Raw genomic sequence first — 19561 nt, 5'->3', positions numbered from 1 at the left:
TAGAGTGACTTGTCGGCGAATAGATGTAAATAGGACACTTACGGAAAGTTCTCGACTGGCCGCAGTCGGCCACCCCTTGCCGATGAGAGGCGCCCACGAGAAGCGATCTATGCCAAGATCCTTCTTAGGCATGCCCGATGAAATGAGTGATCCGCAGTTAGCCGCTTCAAAAAGAGCGGCCGTTTCCAGCCCTCCGGGCCGTCGGAATTGCGGTTATGAGCATCGCCGCAGAGTCGACCGACGGCCTCCCACGCCCATTCGGCATCGGCCTGATCCGACGGATACGACGGCTTCCGGTCAATGACTCGGAACCGCCTGTCAGCGATCGGCCGCAGTACGGTTGCTGACAGGCGCTCCAGCTCTTTGGACGATCAGTCCCCGCCGCCTCTGTCGGGACGCTGCCTTGAGAGCTGCTGGGGATCGAGATGCCCTACCCATCGCTCGCTCTAAAGCTGGATTCCCAGAGGTCTTGCGCAACGGGCCATGAGATCACAGGTGCGCCTAGGCGTTGACGGGAGTCTCGCCGGGGGTTGGATCGAGGCCACGGTACTCGTTGCTGTGACCAACGAATGGCTTCGATCGACCTTGAGACAAGGACCTATCCAGGCAGGAACCAGGCGCCGCCCACGCAAGCAGCCGCGCGCATGACCGTGCCCCGGCGCATCAGACGCGGGGGTCGTTCACCAGCGCGAACCCATCGGCGTCGCTGGCGGTCAGCCGCTCGACGGTGAAGCGCCTGCCAGGCAGCTCGTTGGCGGGGATGTCTGCCTGCTCGGCGATCCGTGCGGCCGGGACGCGCAATGGCGCGGAGGCCCGATGCCGGGGGGTCACCAACTCAGCCTGGTCGCCGACAGTCAGGAGCACCTGAACCTCGTTGCCCGCCTCTGGCGCGAGATCGGGCCAGCGTCCCAGGTCCTCTTGCAGCCGACGCCGCGCGGTCATCGTGGCAAGCCCCGTGTGCTCGCCCAAGTCCCGCAGGGGGAAATCTCCGGGGAAGCGGGCGCGAGCCGCCGTCATGAGCAACCGCCGGCGGGTGTCCAGAGCGGTGAGCGCATCGCGCACGGCGTGCAGCGTTGCCGTCATGTCCGCCGCCGACCCCGGCAGATGATCAAGCAGTCGCGCAAACGCCTGCAGGACCCGCGACTCCGAAGGCACCGGCGTGACGGCGACCAGGTCGAGATCGCGATCGCCTCTTCTTTGCCCGGCCGAAGGATGACGGCGCCCGAAATCTGAACCTGCGAGAACTCCTCTCTGGGGCTGTGATCGCCATTTTCCCGCACCGGCCGTGTCGAAGCGGCCAAGCCGAGGCCGATCCGGTCGATCAGGGCGTCGGCGTCACCGCCCTTCAGCCGTACTTCACCGGACAGCACACCACCAGGCTGCGTTCGCGGCGTGGCCAGGAATGTGGCTATCGAGGGCGCGCTCGCCCCGTCGGCATCGGGCATCTGTACGGAAGTCACAGGTGATCTCCCGCCTCGAGGGGGATCGAGTCGCTTCCCCACTGAACGACCGGGCGGCAGGCGGGGTTCCGGTAGTCACGACATCCTGTCTTCCCATCTCGGTCGGGCAAGTGGATGACCACGCCTCATGGTGAGCCGTCAAGATCGCGAAGGGGCACGCCGAGTTCGCGTAGAGGTTGCGTCAGGACGGAGCCGCTCCGGGCCATCCCGCTGTCAGTCTGGAGAGATCACACACGAACGAAAGCGACGCATGCCAGAGCATCCGCGCCCCTGGGCTCCTGCCGACCCGTACGAGATCGAGGTCGAGCGGTCCCGGTTGCGGGAGATCAGATCACGCCTGCCCGAAGCCGCCAGGCCGCTCGACGACGTGCTGCCGAAGCTGGTCTCCCTCACCGTGGCAGGGGCAGAAGTTCGGCCTGTCCATCGCCTCGGGGGACGCCGCCGCGGCCGTGGCCAGGGTGCTGCGCCAGCCGGAGCTGGAGCTGGCGGGGCTGCACTGCCACCTCGGCTCCCAGATCGGCACGGCGGAGCCGTACGAGGAGGTGGCCCGGATCATGGTGGAGCAGCACGACCCCGCATCCGGGACGCGTGCGGGGTCGTGCTGCCGGAGCTGGACCTGGGCGGCGGCCAGGGCATCGCGTACCTGGAGGACGAGCACGGCCTGCCCCCCGGCGAGTACGCCAGAACGGTCGTCAAGGCGGTCGAGGAACGCAGTGCGGCCCTGGGCCTGCCCGTACCGCGCCTGATCGTCGAGCCGGGCCGGTCGATCACCGGCCCTGCGATCGGGGACCGGCACCCTCCTTCGCGAGCCGCAGGACCCCGAGTCGCATGGGCCCCGGGGTCCCGCCGAGGCTCAGAAGTCGGCGTCGAAGCTGACCGAGACACTCACGCCCACCTGGTACGCGGAAACGCGTCGCTCGAAGAAGTTCGACAGCTCCCGGACGTCCTGCTGTTCCATGAACGCGAACGCGTTCTTCGACCCGCCCCGTGAACCTCGATGCGCCGCAAACAGCGCACGCACAAACAGGTGAAAATCAGGCGCAGGACGCTGCGGTAGCTGTATGTGATCCGTGACTACCACGGCTGTCTTCCCTCGCCGCAGTTCGTTCCGTTGCCCATTTGCTCGCTCCCCCGCAGGGGGCACTCGCGATCTACATCGAAAGATGGGCAAGGGCCTGCGGAAACGCAGGTCCTTCTGCGTCCTGGGGTGTGCCACTCGACGCCGCCGATGGCAAGCATGTGCCCATGATCACTTACCAGACACGTACCGATCATGGCAAGCCAGGAGCACCACGAGGCAGCTTGGATACGTAGGGCGTCACGCAACAATCTTGCGAGCTTCCTCCCCGGCGCAGAAAATCAGAGCTCATGGGTGAGCACTCCATCCGAGCAGTTCAAGCGGCATGTGAGTACTCGTGGAGGACCCCGCTGAGCCGGTCGTTCAAGTCGGCGATTCGCTCTGGATCGATGATCGGATCAGGGACGGCACGCAGCGGGGCGGCTTGGAGCAGTGCTTGATGGGCGCGGTGCCGGTTGTAAAACCGTTCGTACTCGCGCAGGGCGTGCCGTAGGTGGCGCTCGTTCCAGAGCAGCTCGGCGACACGGCCCCGCTTGAGGCGAAAACGCGCCGTGACCATATGCGACGGCGAGGGCGAGAGGTCCCTCCTGCCCCTTGTGCTGGGCCAGGCCCTACTTCCCGACTCAAATCGCAGGAATCCGATGAGCCAGGATTCAGGGACATGCACCGCACCGGGATCCCCACGATCATGGCTTCACATAGCTCTCGAATCGCCGTGCGATTCCGTGCTACCTGTCACTCAAAGGGAACAGAGAAATGCGCATCACGCTCGCCCTCGTCCTCGCCTGCGCCGGTTACACGTTCCTCTCGACACCGGCGCAGGCCAGTTTCTGCAAACCGCACCACACGTGTTCCACCACGTATTATTCCGACGCCACGCGAACCGAAGTCATCGGCCGGTACACCGTCGACTGCCATGGGACGGTCCATGAGACCGGTACGCGCAGCGAGTATTCCACGTACAACTCCTACATCTGCGGTCCGGCTGCGGAGTAACCCGCCGCGTCGAGTTTGGCCTGGGCCTGTTCGGCGTCTTTCACGCGATGCTGACGACGGTAGAGGTTCAAGGCATGCGCCCAGGCCCGGCAGGCCTCGGTGTGCTCGCCCGTTGCCTCGTGGGCGTCCCCCAGCCGGTTCAGGGTGTCTGCTTTCTGACCGGCGTTTCCCGTGGCGTCGCGAAGCTCAACGGCGCAGCGGTAGTGGCCGATGGCCTCGTTGTGCCGACCCATGCGGTGACTGATGTACCCCATGCTGTCCAGCGTGGCGGCCTCGCCGTCGAGATCGTCGTGCTCACGGAACAAGGCGAGAGCTTGCTCGCAGTAGACATATGCCTGCTTGTGCTGGTCGAGCTGGGCCAGACACCAGGCCGCCGCGTTAAGAGCGTTGGCCTCCCACGCCGGGTTGTCGAGCGTCTGAAAGCCCGCCAGAGCCCGGCTACTGTGATGCAGAGCCTGCTGCCGTTCGCCCCACTGTGTAAGGACCCAGCCCAGCGACTGGTGAACGTGAGCCTCCGACACGGCATCACCGGACTCCTTGAACAGGGACAGCGCCTGGTACATGGGGTCGAGCACCCCGTCGCGCTCCCCCACCATCGCCCTGGAGAACCCCAACCGCCAATGGGCCACCGCGCGGGCGGCGGGGTCCTCCAAACGTTCCGCGGCCTCCAAAGCGGCCGCCCACATGCCCAAGCGGTCCACGATGCGCACCCGACGCCAGCAGTACGTGTCCAGCGCCCAGGCCAGCTGCCACGTCACGGTGTCCCAACCCCACGCCGCGGTGAGCCGCTGGGTGGCCATCAGGCAGGTGTACTCAGCCTCGAACCAGGCCAACGCCGCCGCTGTGTCTCGCGGCGGCTCAGGGGCGTGACCGTCTACCGGCGGGCCCAGCCCGATGCCCGCCCGATTGGGGTACAGCAGCCGGTCGGCGGCGAAGGCACCGCGGAGGTAGAAGCTGCCCAGGCGGCGCATGGCGACCGCACGCTCCTCGGCTGAGATGTCGCGCTCTGCCGTTTCCATGGCGCACAGGCGGACAAGGTCGTGCATGCGGTACCGCTGGGGAACGTACTGGTAGAGCAGATGCGCGCCTTCCAGAGTACGCAACAGGGAGCGGGCGCGCGCGATCGGCAGGTCGAGCAGGGCGGTGACGGCGAGCAGGCCGATGGTCGGCCCAGGTGCCAGCCCCAGCAACCCCAAGGCCCTGGCCGCGGAGGGATCAAGAGAATGGTAGGAGGAGGCGAAGATCGCCCGGATGTCCGTGCCCGGGCCACCGACGTGGAGCGCGTCCAGCCGGCTGGATTCCTCCTTCAGTTCCTCGGCGAGGAAAGCGAGCGGAAAACCTGGGTGGGTCATCGCGCGCGAGGCCAGAATGCCGAGGGCGAGCGGCAGACCCGCGCAGTACTCCAGCAGAGCCGTCACGGCGTCGGCCTCCGCGGCCGCCCGGTCCTTGCCGATCCGAAGGGTGAGCATCCGGCGTGCCGCCCCGTGATCAAGCACGTCCAGAGCGAGGGTCCTGGCGCCGTGCGTGACGGCCAGGTCGGCGAGCTGATTGCGGCTCGTGATCAGGACAGTGCAGGTGGGGCTGCCAGGCAGGAGCGGAATGACATGGGCCGCGTCGCGCGCGTCGTCCAGGACGATGAGCAGGCGCCTGTCAGCGACCAGCGAACGATAAAGGGCGGACTGCGCATCGGGGTCAGCCGGTATAGCCCCGGGCTCGACCCCCAGCGCCTCGATGAAGCCACGCAGGACAGCCAACGGTTCGGTGTACTCACCCGCTGTGTCGAAGCCGCGCAGATTGGCGAACAGTTGCCCGTCGGGGAACCGGTCGAGGTTTGTGTGAGCCCAGTGCAGGGCCAGATAGGTCTTGCCGACCCCGCCCGTGCCGACGAGCGTGACCAGCCGATCGGTGGTCTGCTCGTCCATGCGATCGAGCGCGGCCAGCTCACGCGCCCTGCCCTCGAAACTCACCGGGGCCAGCGGTAGCTGGCGCGGTACAGGCAAGCGGGACACGGTGGTAGGACGCGACGAAACAGGCGCGGAGGACAGCACCTCCAGATGACGGGCCTGCAGTTCGGGGCCGGGGTCGACGCCCAACTGCTCGGCCAACTGGGAACGGACCTGCTCGTACAGCTGGAGTGCTTCGGCCTGGCGCCCGGACCGGTACAGCACCATCATGAGCCGCGCGACCAGTCGCTCGTCGAACGGATGGGACGCGATCAGGTCACGCAGTTCGGGCAGCAACTCCTCGTGCCGTCCCCTTTTCAATTGGATGTCCTGATACAGCAGGGATGCCGTGACGCGCTCGTCGTCCAGCTGGGCCCGCGTCGCCTCCGCCCAATCGCCCGACAGACCAGTGAGAGCATCCGCCTGCCACAGGTCGAGCGCCTCGCGCAACAGGAGCCCGGCGCGATCACCGGTAACGTCTCGCGCCTGCCTCACCAGGCGGCGAAAGCGGTACAGATCCACCCGTTCAGGGTCGGCTGCGAGCGCGTATCCGCCCGTGTGCCGGACCAGCGCGACACCGTCCGCGTCCGTGCCCAGGGACTGCAGGATTGTACGGATGCGCGCCAGATAGGTGTTCAGGGTGTTGCGGGCACCGCCGGGCGGGGCTTCGGCCCAGACCCGATAGATCAGCTGATCCGTCGAGACGACCTGACCCACGTCGATCAGTAACGCGGCCAGAACACACCGCTGCCGCGCCGGGCCGATGTCCACATGACGAGCACCCACGGTTGCGCCGACAGGGCCGAGCACCTGGAACTCCATAGGTCATCCCCCATGGGGGACACCCACAGGCGTCGCCTGCCCAGCCCGTGAGACGTCCCCAGTGTCGATCGGGCTTGAATGTGATCTAGTAAATCAGACAAGATCTGCTGATTTAGTGCAGATCCATAAAAGTCAAGGCAGACTCATGGAGGCGTTCGTCACATCCGGGCGGCTCATCACCAGCCGGCTCACCATCGGTCGAAGTGGAGGACCTCTCCGAGCGGGATGCGAGCGCCGGGCCGGAAGGTCTCTCCCGTGTAATACGCAGTCGGGATGAGGACCCCCTGGCGGACGTCGGCAGGAAGGCCGAGCAATTCAGCGACCTCGCCTTCGTAGGCCAGGTGCAGCGACGTCCAGGCCGTGCCCAGCCCGCGGGTGCGGGCGGCCAGCATGTAACTCCACGCCGCCGGCAGCAGGGACCCCCACAGCCCAGCCTGACTGCCGCCGGGAAGCCCGCCCGGGGGCAGCCGCAGGCATGGGACCACCAACACCGGCACGTCTCCCAAGTGCTTCGCGAGAAAGGCGGCGCTCTCCGCAACGCGCCAGCGGGCCTTGAGCTGGGCCAGGTCACCCGTGCGCGGTTCGGTTGCGGGGCCGCCGCCCCCGTAGGACTCCTCGAACGCGCGCCGGTAAAACTCCCCGATGCGAGCACGTGTCGTCCGATCGGTCACGACGACCCAGTGCCAGCTCTGGCCGTTGCCGGCGTTCGGCGCCTGCAGGGCGATCTCCAAGCACTCCCGTACGAGTTCGATCGGCACGTCACGGCCGAGATCCAGTCGCTTTCGCACGGAGCGGGTGGTCGTCAGCAGCTCCTCCGCATCGAGCCGTCGGTTGATCGTCATGTGCACCGCCCCGAATCAGTCCTCGGCCAGGACGGCCAGCAGGCCGCCGAAGGTCCTGATCTCCAAGAGACGCCCGATGCTCAGCTCGACGCCGAGTTGCGCCCGGATTCGGGCCATCAACTCGACGGCGCTCAGCGAGTTACCGCCCGCCTCGAAGAAATCGTCGTCGTCGCTCGCCGGTGGAGAACCGACCGACTGGGTCCACAGCTCATGAAGCCGCTCCGGCAGAGCGTCCGCCGCATCGGTCGCCAGGTCAGCTGCGGAACGGGGCGGCTCGGCGGCAACGGTGTCCCGCTGCGGCTCCGTCTCCCGTACCACTGCTTCTCGCACCGGCGCAGGAGCGTCGTCCGGGTGCGGGCTGACCGCCACGGCACGCGGGGCGTCACTGGCCAGCAGCGTGAACAGCAGCCGCATCCCCTCCTCGCGATCCAGTCCGGCCTCCGGGCGATCCGGAGTCTCGCGCGGTGCGCCGAGGCCGTTCGACAGATCGGCCCGGCGCATCGTGAACCCGCTGATCCGGGCGAGGACGGTGCCGTCCCCGGTCAGCAGGTCTATGTCACCCGCGATCGTGTCCTCACTCATCCGCGTCCGCCGCACGTACGCGTAGAACTCCGCGGGCAGGTCGGCACGCAACACCATCCGTTCGTACAGGAAGGGGATGAAAGGATCGGTGAACTGCGGCCTGATGGCTGCCGTCACCGTGTCGAGCAACGCCGGGTGCAGGCGATGCTCGGAGAGGTCGCCGGCGAAAGCCGAAGGAAGACGGGCATGCAGGAGTTGCTCGTCACCGGCTTCCCACGTCATGACCACGTTGCGCCACCTGGGCCCGAGGGCGAACGCGCCGCGCGGGCGCCGCCTGGGTGTGACCGCGGTCTTCGTACCCGCCGCCTCCAGCCTGTCGCGAACCGCGGCGAGGTCGACCTTCTCGGCCCGCGCCTCGACGCCGCGCACGCGGCCGGTGACGTGGACGACCCATGCCGCCCCCGGATTGTCCGACGGCCGGGAGGAGACCGCGAGGTCATAGCCGTCCCCGGACGGCGTGAGCTCCAGCCGCAGCCGGCGTGCCCCCTCGTCGAGGAGCGGCGCCCGGAACAACATCTCCGACAACTCGACACCCTGGCCCGCCTCCTTCAGCCGATCGCTGAACACACTGGTGACCATTTCCAGGTAGCCGGTTCCGGGCAGCAGAGGCCTGCCGTCGAGCCTGTGCTCGTCGAGCATCCAGTGCGTGGCCGCGGCGAGGTCGTCCTCCCAGACCATGGTCGCCGGGGCATCCTGCCGGACCATCCTGGCGATGGCGCCGGGGAGCGCCGCGAGGTCGGGCCCGTTGTGATCCACCATGCCCGGGCCCTGCCAGACCGGCCACGCCACACTCAGGACATTGCCGTTGGCCAGCGAGGTCGTCTCCGCGAAGACGTCCATGAACGCGTTCGCCGCCGCATAGTCGGCACCGCCGACCAGCCCTTCGAGCGCGGCCCTGCTGGAGAAGAAGACGGCGAAGTCGAGTGGCGGTCGCCCGGCGAACGCCTCGGCCAGGTTCACCGTGCCCAGAGTCTTCGGGGCGAGCACGGACCTGGCGTCGTCCAGCTCCCGGAAGGCGATCATCCTGCTCCCGGGCGCCCCAGCCAGGTGGAAGACCCCGTTGACCGGTCCGAAGCGGGTGGTGGCCGCGTCAAGCGCCGCCCGGAGCGCCGCCGGGTCGGCGACGTCCCCGGCGACGGAGAGCACTTCGGCTCCGCACGCACGCAGGTCGGCGACGATCCCGCGGTCCTCGACCGTGCGCCCCATCAGAACGAGCCGTGGCCGCAGCCCTGTTTCCGCAAGCTTTGTGGCGAGCGTGCGGCCCAGCCCGCCAAAACCTCCTGTGACGAGGTAAACCGCCTGTTCCCGCAGCACTTCACGCCCCGGGCGCGGCAGCGCCAGTGGGCGTTCGACGGGCACCCAGCGGCGTCCACCCCGCAGGGCTACGAGTTCGGCGGGGGCCGCGACCTGCAGCTCCGCCGCGAGGTCGGCGACCTCTACCCGCTCACCCACGTCGATCACACCGCCCGCCAGCCGCGGCTCTTCCGAGAGCAGACTGCGTACGAGCCCATGGATCGTCGCCTTGGCGGGATCGAGGCGGTCGCCACCGGACACGTCCGCGGAGTAGGCGGTCACGACGGCGAGCCGGGGCAGCGATCCCGCCGGGTAGCGCTGCAGAATCAGCTTCGCCAGCGTGAAAGGCCCGGCGAAAGCGGTGTCGAGCTGGCCGGGCAAACTCTCCGCTGTGAGCGGCCTGTACGGCTCCGCCGTCATGGCATGCACCACGAGACTGATCGCGACATTCCTGGCGGCGAGAGCGTCCAGCACCCGGACGAGGTCACCGGGGTGGCGGATGGAGAAATCGGCGCCGCGCTCGGCATATCGCGTGCCGGCGCGCACCCTGATAACCGAATGTCCGGCCTGCTGGACGGCAAGGAGCACGGTCAGCGCGCGGTCGTCGTCAGCCGGCAGCAGCACGAGCGCAGTGCCACCGCCCGCGACCTCGTCGAGCCTGGCCTGCTGCGTCCACTCAACGACCGTCGCGGACGTCCGGGGCTCGGGCGACCTCCTGGGCGCCGACCGCTGAGGCTCCGGGTCAGCCCAGTGGCGTTCACGTTCGTAGGGATAGCCGGGCAGGACGCATCGTCTGGCAGGAGGCGTCTGACCGAGTGCTGCCCAGTCGAGCGGCAGGCCACGGGTCCACAGCATCGCGGCGGCCGACAACACGGAGACCATGTCCCCCTGTCCCGACAGGGTGCTCGCGACGGTGACGCGTCTCTCCATTACCGAGCTGTGACGGCCGGCCAACCCTCCCAGCGTGGTGCCCGGCCCCACCTCCAGCAGAAGGTGAGCGGAGCCATCGCAGAGCATGGCGTCGAGCGCGTCCCAGAAGCGCACGGGATGGATGAGCTGGCCGGCCCAGAACTCGGGGTCCAGCGCCTCGTCCGTCACCCGCGCGCCGGTACGCCCGGAGTAGAGAGGGATGCGAGGCAGGCTGGGCGTGACCTCGCCGAACGCCTCCATGAACCGGTCCGCCGCATCCGACCAGCTGGGATGATGGAACGGATGAGCGACAGGCAGGCGCCTGGCCTGGATGCCCAGCTCGGCCAGCTCTCCGGCGAGGTCGGCCAGTGCCTGATCCGGCCCGGACACCACCGTCTGCTTCGGACCGTTGACAGCTGCGATCGCCAGCGTTTCGCCAAGCACTTCGGCGATCCGGTCGGGCTCTGCGGCCAGCGCCAGCATGCCGCCGTGGACGGAGTGCTCACTCATGGCCCGCGCCCGCGCGACCACAAGGCGTACGGCGTCGGGCAGGTCGAACACCCCGGCCACGGTGGCCGCGGTCAGCTCGCCCAGGCTGTGGCCCACCACGGCGCCGGGCCTGATGCCGCCCGAGGTCCACATCGTGGCCAGGGCGTACTCCACGGCGAACAGCAGCGGCTGCACCAGCGCCGTGTCCTCCGGGCGGGTATCGTCCAGCCAGGCGTCGTGAAGACGCAGGCCGTGCTCCTCCAACAGGTCCAGGCACTCGTCCATGGCGATCGTGAACCCGCGCGCCGTGCCGTACAGGCCGCTCGCCATGCGGGCGCGGTGAGCCCCCTGACCGGGGAACAAGAAGGCGGGACGGACCCCCTCCTTGGCCTCTCCGGAGATGACCTTGGTGCCGCGCAGCAGGCCGGCGGCCCCGGCGGCGGAGTCACTGACGACAGCGGCCCGGGCCTGGTGCGGCGTACGGCCGTGCTGGAGAGTGCCGACCGCGTCGGGGAATGTCTCCTCCTCGCAGGTCTCGAAGAATCCGGCGAGCGAGTCCTGCAGCCTTCGTCGTGCGCCGGAGGTTCGCGCGGACCAGGCCACGACCCGCGGCCGGGGCGGCTCCGTGATGGTGGAGGCCACGGGGGCTTCCGAGAGCACCATGTGCGCGTTCGTGCCGCCGACGCCGAGCGAGCTGACGGCCGCGACCCGTGGCCGGTCCGCCCGCCGCGGCCATGGACGCAGCTCTCTGGCGACATCGAACGGCGTCTTCTCGATCTCCAGGAGCGGGTTGACCGTCTCGACGTTGACGCTGGGGACGATGGCCTCGCGTTCGAGCATCAGGACCGTCTTGATGAGCCCTGCCACTCCGGACGCCTCGTTCATGTGGCCGATGTTGGACTTGACCGAACCGATGGCTGTGCCGGAGAGCGGCAGGGGCTCGACGGCGAGCGTGGCATACGCCTGCGTCAGCGCCGCAACCTCGACGGGATCGCCGAGCCGCGTGCCGGTGGCGTGCGCCTCGACGTACTGCACGTCCGCGGGGTGGACGTCGGCCAGAGCCATGGCCTCCGCGATGGCCATGCTCTGACCAGAGATGCTCGGCGCGCTGAAGGAGACCTTCTCCGCTCCGTCATTGTTGACGGCGTCGCCCAGGATGACCGCGCGGATCTGGTCGCCTTCGGCGAGCGCGTCGTCCAAGCGCTTGAGCACGACCACACCGGCTCCACTGCCGAACAGCGTGCCCGATCCCGACGCGTCGAAGGGGCGGCAGTGGCCGTCGCTCGTCAGGATGCCGCCAGGCGTCCACAGGTGTCCTGGCGCCAGATTCACCGAGGCGCCTCCGGCCAGAGCCATCTCGCACTCACCGGCCCGCAGCGCCTGCGCGGCCAGGTGCACCGCCACCAGTGAACTGGAGCATGCGGTGAGCGCCGTCATACTGGGGCCGCGCAGGTTCAGCTTGTAGGAGACGAGGGTGGCCAGGTAGCCCGGGTCGTTCAACGGCAGCCACTGGAGCTCGTTGCGGCTTTCCAGCAGGTCGGGGCGGGTTGCGAGGATGTGCCGCAGGTACTGGTTGTAGCTGGCGGCGCCGAAGACGCCGACGCTCTGGCCGGTGTCGAAGGGATCGTGGCCGGCGTTCTCCATCGCCGCGTGGCAGATCTCCAGGAACAGACGGAACTGCGGGTCGCAGATCTCCGCCTCGAGCGCGGTCATGCCGAACAGACCCGCATCGAACCGGTCGGCCTCTTCTAACGCCGGGACCGCCCTGACGAAATCCGGATTGGCCAGCTCCTCGTCGCTCGCACCGGCCCGGCGCGCCTGCTCAGGTGTGAGGAAGGTGATGCTCTCGCGCCCTCCCACGAGGTTGAGCCAGAATTGCTCGACGTCGCGCGCACCTGGCAGGCGGCAGGCCATTCCGACGATGGCGATCGGCTCGATCATTCCCGCCACGGCGGTCATCCCTTCCGTTGCATGAGTTGGGCTCGAAGGTTCCGCCTGGCGGCGGCGAGTCCCTGGGGGCGGTCGTTCAGGGGCTCGGGCGCCGCGAGCGGCCGATCCAGGTACGCGGCCAGGGATCGGATGGTCGGGTGGCCGAAGAAGGCGGTGATGGGGAAGTCGCGGCCCGTCCTGCGCCGGATCTCCTCGTGGACGGCCGGCAGCATCACCGAGGTCACCCCCGACTCGAAGAAGACCGCGTCGACCGGCAGACGCAGCCCGCCGACCGCCGAGATCACATCGGCGATCAGCTCTTCCAGCTCCGTCATCGGGCACCCTCCGGGACTTCGATCAGGTGAGCCAACCTGGCGGGAGTGGGAGCGCGGAAGACCATCCCCATGGTCACGGGTGTGCCGAGGCGCCGGGTCGCGAGCTCCGCCAGGCGTGCCGCGGCGAGAGAGTGTCCGCCGCTGAGGAAGAAGTTCGCGTCCACGTCCATGTCGTGACGGCCGAGCACCTCACGCCACAGCCTCACCAGGCCGCGCTCGATCTCGTCACCCGCTGTGCGGTGGGTGCTCGGCTCCCGTTCGCCGGCCTCCGCGGGTTCGAGCGGCCAGCCGGCGAGGGCCTTGGTGTCGATCTTGCCGTTGGCCGTGGTGGGCAGCGCGGGCAGCACGGCCAGCCGCGCCGGGACGCAGTAGGAGGGCAGCCGGTCTGCCGCGTACGCCCACAGGTCGGCCCGCAGCCCACGTCTGTCCCGAGCGGCGACGAACGCGGCCAGCACCCCGTCGGCGGAGGGGTCGCCACGCAGGACGACCGAGGCCGCCCGGACCTCGGGATGCCCTTCCAGCACCGCCTCGACCTCGCCGAGTTCGACGCGATGCCCGCGCAGCTTGACCTGCCTGTCGGCGCGGCCCAGGAGGATCAACGTGCCGTCGTGGCGTAGCAGGGCCCGGTCGCCCGTCCGGTAGAGGCGGCCCAACTCCTCGTCGTGGCGGAAGCGGTCGGCGGTCAGATCAGGCAGGCGGTGATAGCCCTTGGCCACGCCGTCACCCGACACGCACAGCTCGCCCACGATGCCCGGAGGGAGCGGGCTCAGGCGCCCGTCCACCACGTGGACCCTCGTGTTGGCCACCGGGCGTCCGATCGCCGTGGATGCCGGGTCCACGACCTGAGCAGCCGTGGACCAGATGGTCGTCTCCGTCGGGCCGTACACGTTGTAGACCGTGGCACCGGTGGCGAGCAGTTGCCCGGCGAGGGCCGAGGTGAGAGGTTCGCCTCCGCACAGCAGCGTGCGCCCGACCAGGAGGCCTGCCGCGTGCGGCGCGACCTGCCGCCAGGTGGTGGGCGTGGCCTGGACGATCGCCACGTCCTCCCGGGCGACCGTCTCCAGCAGAACGTCAGGGGAGTGAAGCGCGCTGTCCGGGGCGGCCACGACGCGCCCGCCCCGGCTGAGTGGCAGGCACAGCTCCAGGGCCGAGATGTCGAAGGCGAACGTCGTCAGCCAGAGCACCCCGTCTCCTGCGCCCAAGTCGCACAGGTCCGCGAAATGCCGCACCACGTTGGCCAGGTTGCCGTGCGAAAGCCACACTCCCTTGGGGGTGCCGGTCGATCCCGAGGTGTAGATCAGGTACGCCTCCGCGTCCGCCTCCGGCTCCGTGAGCGGACCGGTCACCCGCTCCGCCGACGGCAAGGTCAGGACTGTACGACCGCGCGTGCACTCGTCGGGAAGCCGGTGATCACCGATGATCAGCTGACAGGCCGCGTCGTCCAGCTGGAAGGACAACCGCCTGGCCGGATGTGCCGCGTCCAGCGGCAGGTACGCGGCCCCCGCCGCCCACACGCCCAGCACGGCCGCCGCCAGGCCGGGCCCGCGCGGCCCCGCCAGCGCGACGACGGAGCCCGGTCCGCCGTCGTGCGCTCTGACCTGGTCCCGCACGGCCGCCGCCATCCGAACGAGCTCGGCGTAGGTGACCGATCCCTCCGGAGAGGAGAGCGCGACAGCATCCGGCGTGCGGCCGGCCGCCTCGATCACCATGCCGAGCACCGTCCGCGGTCCCTGCCACTGCCTGCCGGTTTCGTTGACCTCTTCGATCAGCCGGCGGTCACGTTCGGTGCGCAGGTCGAACCCGGCCACCGGCAGGGACCGCCGCCTGGCCGCCTGCCGGAGAACGCCCAGCAGCCGGTCCAGGAACGATTCCGCGAACGCCCGGTCGAAGACTCGGGTCCGGTAATGCAGCTTGACGATGATCCGCGGACCGAGCCGCTCCACCGCCAGGTCGAGGTCGAACCGGCTCAGGCCGATGAACACGTCGCGGTAGCCGATCGAGCTCTCGCCCATCCTGGCCTCGGCCTGCTGGTCACCGCGGAAGTTGAACACGTGGTGGACGAGCCCGGAGCGCCACCAGTCCGGAGCGGCCGTCGACTCCGGGACGTATCGGCCCACCAGCTCGTATGTCATCAGCCCGTGCTCAAAGGCGTCCGCCATGGTTCGGGTGACGCGCTGGACCAGCTCGGGAAAGCTCATCTCGTCGTCAACCGCGACGCGCAGCGGCACGGTGGCGATGTGGTAGCCCACGGCGTCCGCGGCGGTGCCTCCTCTCGTGTCCGCCATGACGCCCACCAGCGCGTCCCGGGCGGCGCCGTGCCGGCGGACGGCCAGGTAGTACGCGGCGAGCAACACCATCGCGTCGGTGGAACGGCAGGCCCGGCGCAATTCCGCCAGCACCTCCATTACGTCGTCGGGAACCACCCGTTCCACGACTTCGCCGGTGAAGTCGGGCCCGGAGTCCTCGGGGGCGGCGGCGTCCAGCCGCATCCCTGACGGGTCGAAACCAGCGACGTGTCCCCGCCAGAAGTCCATGGCGGCCTGCGATGGAGCAGGAAGAGCAGCAGGAGAAGCCGGCTGTCCGGCGAGCAGCTCTCGTCCCTCCTCCACGCTCTGGTACGCCTGCACGATTTCCCGCACCAGCACGCGCAGGCTCGCGGCATCCATCACGATGTGATGGGCGACCACGCAGATCACGCTGTGGCCCGGCGAGACAGTGAACATCCCCACCCGGATCAGCGGGGCGGTGTCCAGATCGAACGGGCGGGCCGCGTACTCCCGCAGGTCGGCCTCGACCGTCTCGGGCCCCGTCGAGTGCACGTCGATGTCCAGCTCCAGCTCGTGCTCCGCGTGCTCGTGGCGGACCGGCAGGCCCTCGGCGGAGGGAAACGACGCGCGCAGGGCGGCGTGGCGGCGGATTAATGCGTTCACCGCCTGCTGCAACGGCCACCATCGCGCCTGCCGGTCCAGGTCGAAGGCGATGGCAACGTTGGAGATACTGGAGCCGGGCATCAGACTCTGCAGCGCCCACAACGCCTCGGTCGCAGCGTCGAGCCTCACGTCCCCGTCCCTTCGAGCACAGATGCGATGCCGGCGGCCAGGTCGGAGACCGCCTCGTCCATCAGCCAGTGACCGCAGCGCAGCGGACGCAGTTCGACGGGCCGCTCGCTCTGCCTGCGCCATCCCAGGAGCGCGCCACGAGGGGTGCCGGGATCTCGTTCGCCGAAGAACACGGTGATGGGCAGCGGCATTGGCGGCCCCGGCCGATGGCGGTAGCCGGCCAGGGCCGTGAAGTCAGCCCGGATCGCGGGTTCGACCAGCTTGCGGAGTTGCGGATCCGCCCCCAGGCTGTCCGGCACTCCCCCGCTGTCGAGGAGGTAGGTCCATAGCCGGTCGGCAGGCAGGTCCGCGACTCGGCGTGGCAGAAGGGCGATGTCGGGCGCCTCGTAAGAGGCCACGATGAGGCGCGTGGGCGGCTGCGTGGAGCGCGACATCAGCGCCCGGGCCACCCCGTAGGCGAGCAACGCGCCGCCGCAGTAGCCGAACAGCGCGTACGGCGGGCCGTCCGCATGCGCGACCATGCCGTCAGCCAGCTCCTCCACCAGCGTCGCGTAATCGGTCACCGGCGGCTCGGCCAGCCTGGCCTGCCGGCCCGGCAGGTTGGCCGACAGCACCTGGACACGATGTGGCTCCATCGCCTTGGCCAGACCGGCGAGCTGGGCACATCCCGCTCCCGCGTGCGGAATGGAGAACAGGCGGGTCCGCCCGGCGGCACCGAGCGGCACGAACCAGTCGGCGCTCATACGGCCGCCTCTCCGGCGGAGAGCCTGGCCAGCATCGCGGCGGGGGTCGGAGCCTCGAAGACCGCCGTGAAGTCCACGTCCCTGCCCAGGACCGCGCCGATCTCCACGGCCAGCTTGCCCGCCAGGAGCGAGTGACCGCCGGCGACGAAGAAGTTGGAATCGGCCGTCAGGCGCTCGTCACCGAGCACGCCGCGCCAGGCCAGGACCAGTGTCCGCAGGTCCGCGTCGTCGGGCAGCCGCGGAGCGGCGGACCGGTCCGGGCCGGCGACGGCGGTCGCGACGGCGGTGTAATCGATCTTGCCGTTGCCCGTCAGGGGCAGGTCGTCGATGACCACGAACCGGGCGGGCAGGGTGGCGGCGGGGAGTTTCCGCTCGGCGTACGCACGCACCGAGTCCACTGCCGTGTCCCGCGCCGCCGCACCGGGTCCGTTCTGAGCCAGGCGCACCGCCGCCACCAGCCGGACATGGCCCGCCGGGTCCGTTTCCGGTATCACGGCGACGTCCACGACCGCGTCGTGTTCCTCGATGACGGCTTCGACCTCGGCCGGTTCGACCCGGTGGCCGCGCACTTTCACCTGCCGGTCGCTGCGGCCGATGAACTCCAGCAGACCGTCACCGCGCTGCCGGACCTGGTCGCCCGTGCGGTAGTAACGCCCCCGTTCGGGGTGGGTGCGGAAGCGGTCGGCCGTCTTGCCGGGGTCGTCGTGGTATCCCAGTGCGACCCCGGTGCCACCGATGCACAACTCGCCCGGGACTCCCGGCGGGACCGGGAATCCACCGGTGTCCAGCACATGGACCGTGGTGTTGGAGATCGGTGAACCGATCGGCATGCGATCGGTCAACGGCAGGCGCAGTTCCACCGCGGTGGACCAGATCGTCGTCTCGGTCGGGCCGTACACGTTGAAGAGCCGGCAGCCGGCGCCGAGCAGCTGCTCCGCGAGCGCGACGGTCAGGGCCTCGCCTCCGCACAGGACCCGCACCCCCCGCAGCCGGTCGCCGAGGTGGGGGGCGAGATGCCGCCACAAGGTGGGGGTTCCCTGGACGACGGTGACATCCTCTCGCCGGACCAGGTCGAGGAAGGCGTCGGGGGCGAGCCTGGACTCGTCGGAGGCGACCGCCACGCCGCCGCCCGCGACCAGCGGGACCAGCAGTTCCAGCGCCGAGACGTCGAAGGAGAACGTCGTCGACCAGAGCATCCTGTCGCCGCGGGTGACCTCGGCCGCCTCGGCGAAGTGGTGCACGACGTTGGCGAGCCCGGCGTGGGACACGCGGACTCCCTTCGGACGGCCCGTGGATCCGGAGGTGTAGATGAGGTAGGCGACGTCTCCGTCCCGCCATCCCCCGCCGGCGTCGCCGCCCTTGTCGGTCAGGCTGTCCAGCGCCAGAACCTCTATGCCCGCAGCCAGGGGCTGCGGGAGGTCGCGTCCGGCCAGCACCACTCTGACGCCCGCGTCCGCCAGCTCGAACGCCGTCCGCTCCGGGGGATGGGCCGGATCGAGCGGCAGGTAGGCTGCGCCCGCCCCCCAGACGCCCAGGACCGCCGCCGCAAGCCGGCGCCCTCGGCCGGCGTGGAGCGCGACCGTGTCGCCGGCGCCGATCCCCCTGCTGAGCAGTTCGTCCCTGACCGACGCGGCGGCGGCGAGCAGGTCGCGGTAGGTCCAGTCGCCGATCGCCATCGCGTCCGGAGACTCGCGTGCACGCTTCGCGATCGCCTGGAGGACCCCACCAGGCCACACCCGGGCGGTCGCGTTCACCGCCTCCGCCTGCCGGCGTTCGTCCGCGGTCAACGCGGGCGCGTCGCCGACCGGCCGGTCGAGCCCCGCGTCCAGCTCGACCAGCAACGCGTCGAACCGGGCCAGGAAGTCCGCGATCTCCTCACGGGTGTGCACCTCCATGCTGTAGATGGCGGTGAGACTCAACGCCGTCGGCCGGTGCCAAGCGATGATCTCCAGGTCCAGCTGGCTCGTGCCGTCATGGTTCGAGATCACTTCAGCCGGCCGGCCGCCGATCGTCACGGTGGCGCTGTCACTCATCGGCCGGAAGTTGAACATGTGCCTGAACAGGGGGACGCGCCAGTCGGCCGAGCGGAGATCCAGGTCGTGCTGGATCGACTCGAACGAGGCGCCTCGGTGCTCCATGCCGTGGAGGAACGCGTCGCGGGTGGCCCGCGCGAGGGCCGCGAAGTCGCGCTCCATGTCGACCACCACGCGGATCGGGAGTGTCTTGGCGTGGAATCCGACCAGGTCACGCTCCTCGCTGCCGCGTCCGCTGACCGGGACGCCCACGACCAGGTCTGGGCCGGCGCCATGCTTGGCGAGCAGCAGCAGGTAGGCCGCGAGGAGGACGATGTTGTCCGTGGTCCGCGTCACCTGGCGCAGGCGCGCGACGGCGGCGACCGCCTGCTCCGACAGCGGCCGGTCCAGCCGGTCCCCCGCGAAGGTGGGCCGGGCGGGCATCGGGCGCGCCGCGGCCATCGCGAGCCGGCCCGCGTCGATGCTCTCCAGGTGCTCCACCCAGTAGGCGGTCTCTTCCGGCTCGGGATCGCGCTCGATCCGCAGGGCTCCCTGGCCCGCCAGTTCCGCCGCCGGGTCGTCGCCGGCCGCGTACGCGTCATAGAGCTCGGCCAGCTCGCGCATGAGCACCATGATCGACGTCGCGTCGCTCACCAGGTGGTGCAGCACGACGCAGATGACGCTGCGCTCGGGGAGCAGGAGCAGGTGGGCCCGTATCATCAGCTCGCCGGTGTCCTCGAAGGGAGCCGCCTTCACCGTGGCGACCTGCTCCTCGCAGTCCTCCTCCGTGGCCGCCAGCGTCTCCAGGGGCACGCTCACTTCGTCGGCCGGCAGGATCCGCTTGCGCAGCCGGGTGCCCTCTGCCCGCACGACGGTCCGCAGCGCGGCGTGCCGCCGTACCAGGTGGTCGAGCGCCTCCTGCAACGGCCACCAGCGCAGCCGCTCGTCCACCCGCAGGGCGAAGCCGATGTTGCAGATGCCCCGCCCGCGCACGAGCTGGTGCAGCGTCCACATCGCCTGCTCTTTGCGGTTGACGGGGAACTCGGTGGCGATCTCCGGCACGCCCATC

The 19561-nt window shown here is 69.6% G+C and carries 11 protein-coding genes and 1 pseudogene; 2 read left to right on the top strand and 10 right to left on the bottom strand.

Annotation, left to right across the window (positions count from 1 at the left end; genetic code table 11):
* Positions 1 to 663: 663 nt before the first annotated feature.
* Positions 664 to 1083, bottom strand: a complete 420-nt coding sequence (locus ACFOY2_RS51105; protein WP_379535448.1) for a hypothetical protein — start codon at positions 1081 to 1083, stop codon at positions 664 to 666.
* Positions 1080 to 1460, bottom strand: coding sequence for a sporulation protein (locus tag ACFOY2_RS51100; RefSeq protein ID WP_379535447.1), 381 nt, complete (start codon positions 1458 to 1460; stop codon positions 1080 to 1082). Before ACFOY2_RS51100 ends, ACFOY2_RS51105 begins: the two co-directional genes overlap by 4 nt.
* Before the next feature lie 598 nt (positions 1461 to 2058).
* Here ACFOY2_RS51100 and ACFOY2_RS51095 point away from each other — a divergent pair.
* Positions 2059 to 2172: pseudogene (locus ACFOY2_RS51095) on the top strand (hypothetical protein); the annotation flags it as partial.
* A gap of 141 nt (positions 2173 to 2313) precedes the next feature.
* Here ACFOY2_RS51095 and ACFOY2_RS51090 read toward each other — a convergent pair.
* Positions 2314 to 2541, bottom strand: a complete 228-nt coding sequence (locus tag ACFOY2_RS51090) for a hypothetical protein (RefSeq protein ID WP_379535450.1) — start codon at positions 2539 to 2541, stop codon at positions 2314 to 2316.
* Positions 2542 to 3294: 753 nt separating this feature from the next.
* On the opposite strand from ACFOY2_RS51090, the gene ACFOY2_RS51085 reads away from it, so the two are divergent.
* The gene (locus ACFOY2_RS51085; protein WP_379535446.1) at positions 3295 to 3534 is read left to right on the top strand and encodes a DUF6289 family protein; all 240 of its coding nucleotides are present in this window, start codon (positions 3295 to 3297) and stop codon (positions 3532 to 3534) included.
* Here the strand turns inward: ACFOY2_RS51085 and ACFOY2_RS51080 are convergent.
* The 7 genes from ACFOY2_RS51080 to ACFOY2_RS51050 all read right to left on the bottom strand — a co-directional run bounded on the left by ACFOY2_RS51080 (position 3507) and on the right by ACFOY2_RS51050 (position 19560).
* Positions 3507 to 6299, bottom strand: coding sequence for an AfsR/SARP family transcriptional regulator (locus ACFOY2_RS51080; RefSeq protein WP_379535445.1), 2793 nt, complete (start codon positions 6297 to 6299; stop codon positions 3507 to 3509). The genes ACFOY2_RS51085 and ACFOY2_RS51080 overlap by 28 nt on opposite strands.
* Positions 6300 to 6487: 188 nt before the next feature.
* Complete coding sequence (locus tag ACFOY2_RS51075; RefSeq protein ID WP_379535444.1) at positions 6488 to 7141, bottom strand: nitroreductase family protein; 654 nt, start codon at positions 7139 to 7141, stop codon at positions 6488 to 6490.
* Between the two features lie 15 nt (positions 7142 to 7156).
* Positions 7157 to 12355 carry an SDR family NAD(P)-dependent oxidoreductase gene (locus ACFOY2_RS51070; RefSeq protein ID WP_379535449.1) on the bottom strand — a complete coding sequence of 1733 codons (5199 nt, stop codon included), beginning with the start codon at positions 12353 to 12355 and terminating at the stop codon, positions 7157 to 7159.
* A gap of 14 nt (positions 12356 to 12369) precedes the next feature.
* Positions 12370 to 12678: an acyl carrier protein gene (locus ACFOY2_RS51065; protein ID WP_379535443.1), complete on the bottom strand. Its 309-nt coding sequence runs from the start codon at positions 12676 to 12678 to the stop codon at positions 12370 to 12372.
* Positions 12675 to 15737: a non-ribosomal peptide synthetase gene (locus ACFOY2_RS51060; RefSeq protein ID WP_379535442.1), complete on the bottom strand. Its 3063-nt coding sequence runs from the start codon at positions 15735 to 15737 to the stop codon at positions 12675 to 12677. Before ACFOY2_RS51060 ends, ACFOY2_RS51065 begins: the two co-directional genes overlap by 4 nt.
* A complete protein-coding gene (locus ACFOY2_RS51055; RefSeq protein WP_379535441.1) occupies positions 15734 to 16480 on the bottom strand; it encodes a thioesterase II family protein in 747 nt (248 codons plus the stop codon). Before ACFOY2_RS51055 ends, ACFOY2_RS51060 begins: the two co-directional genes overlap by 4 nt.
* Positions 16477 to 19560: a non-ribosomal peptide synthetase gene (locus ACFOY2_RS51050; protein ID WP_379535440.1), complete on the bottom strand. Its 3084-nt coding sequence runs from the start codon at positions 19558 to 19560 to the stop codon at positions 16477 to 16479. The genes ACFOY2_RS51055 and ACFOY2_RS51050 overlap by 4 nt, the downstream gene beginning before the upstream one ends.
* Between the last annotated feature and the right edge of the window lies 1 nt (position 19561).

Origin of the sequence: Nonomuraea purpurea, assembly GCF_042650645.1 — a bacterium.
GTDB lineage: Bacteria > Actinomycetota > Actinomycetes > Streptosporangiales > Streptosporangiaceae > Nonomuraea > Nonomuraea purpurea.
This window is presented reverse-complemented; position numbering and strand designations above follow the sequence as displayed.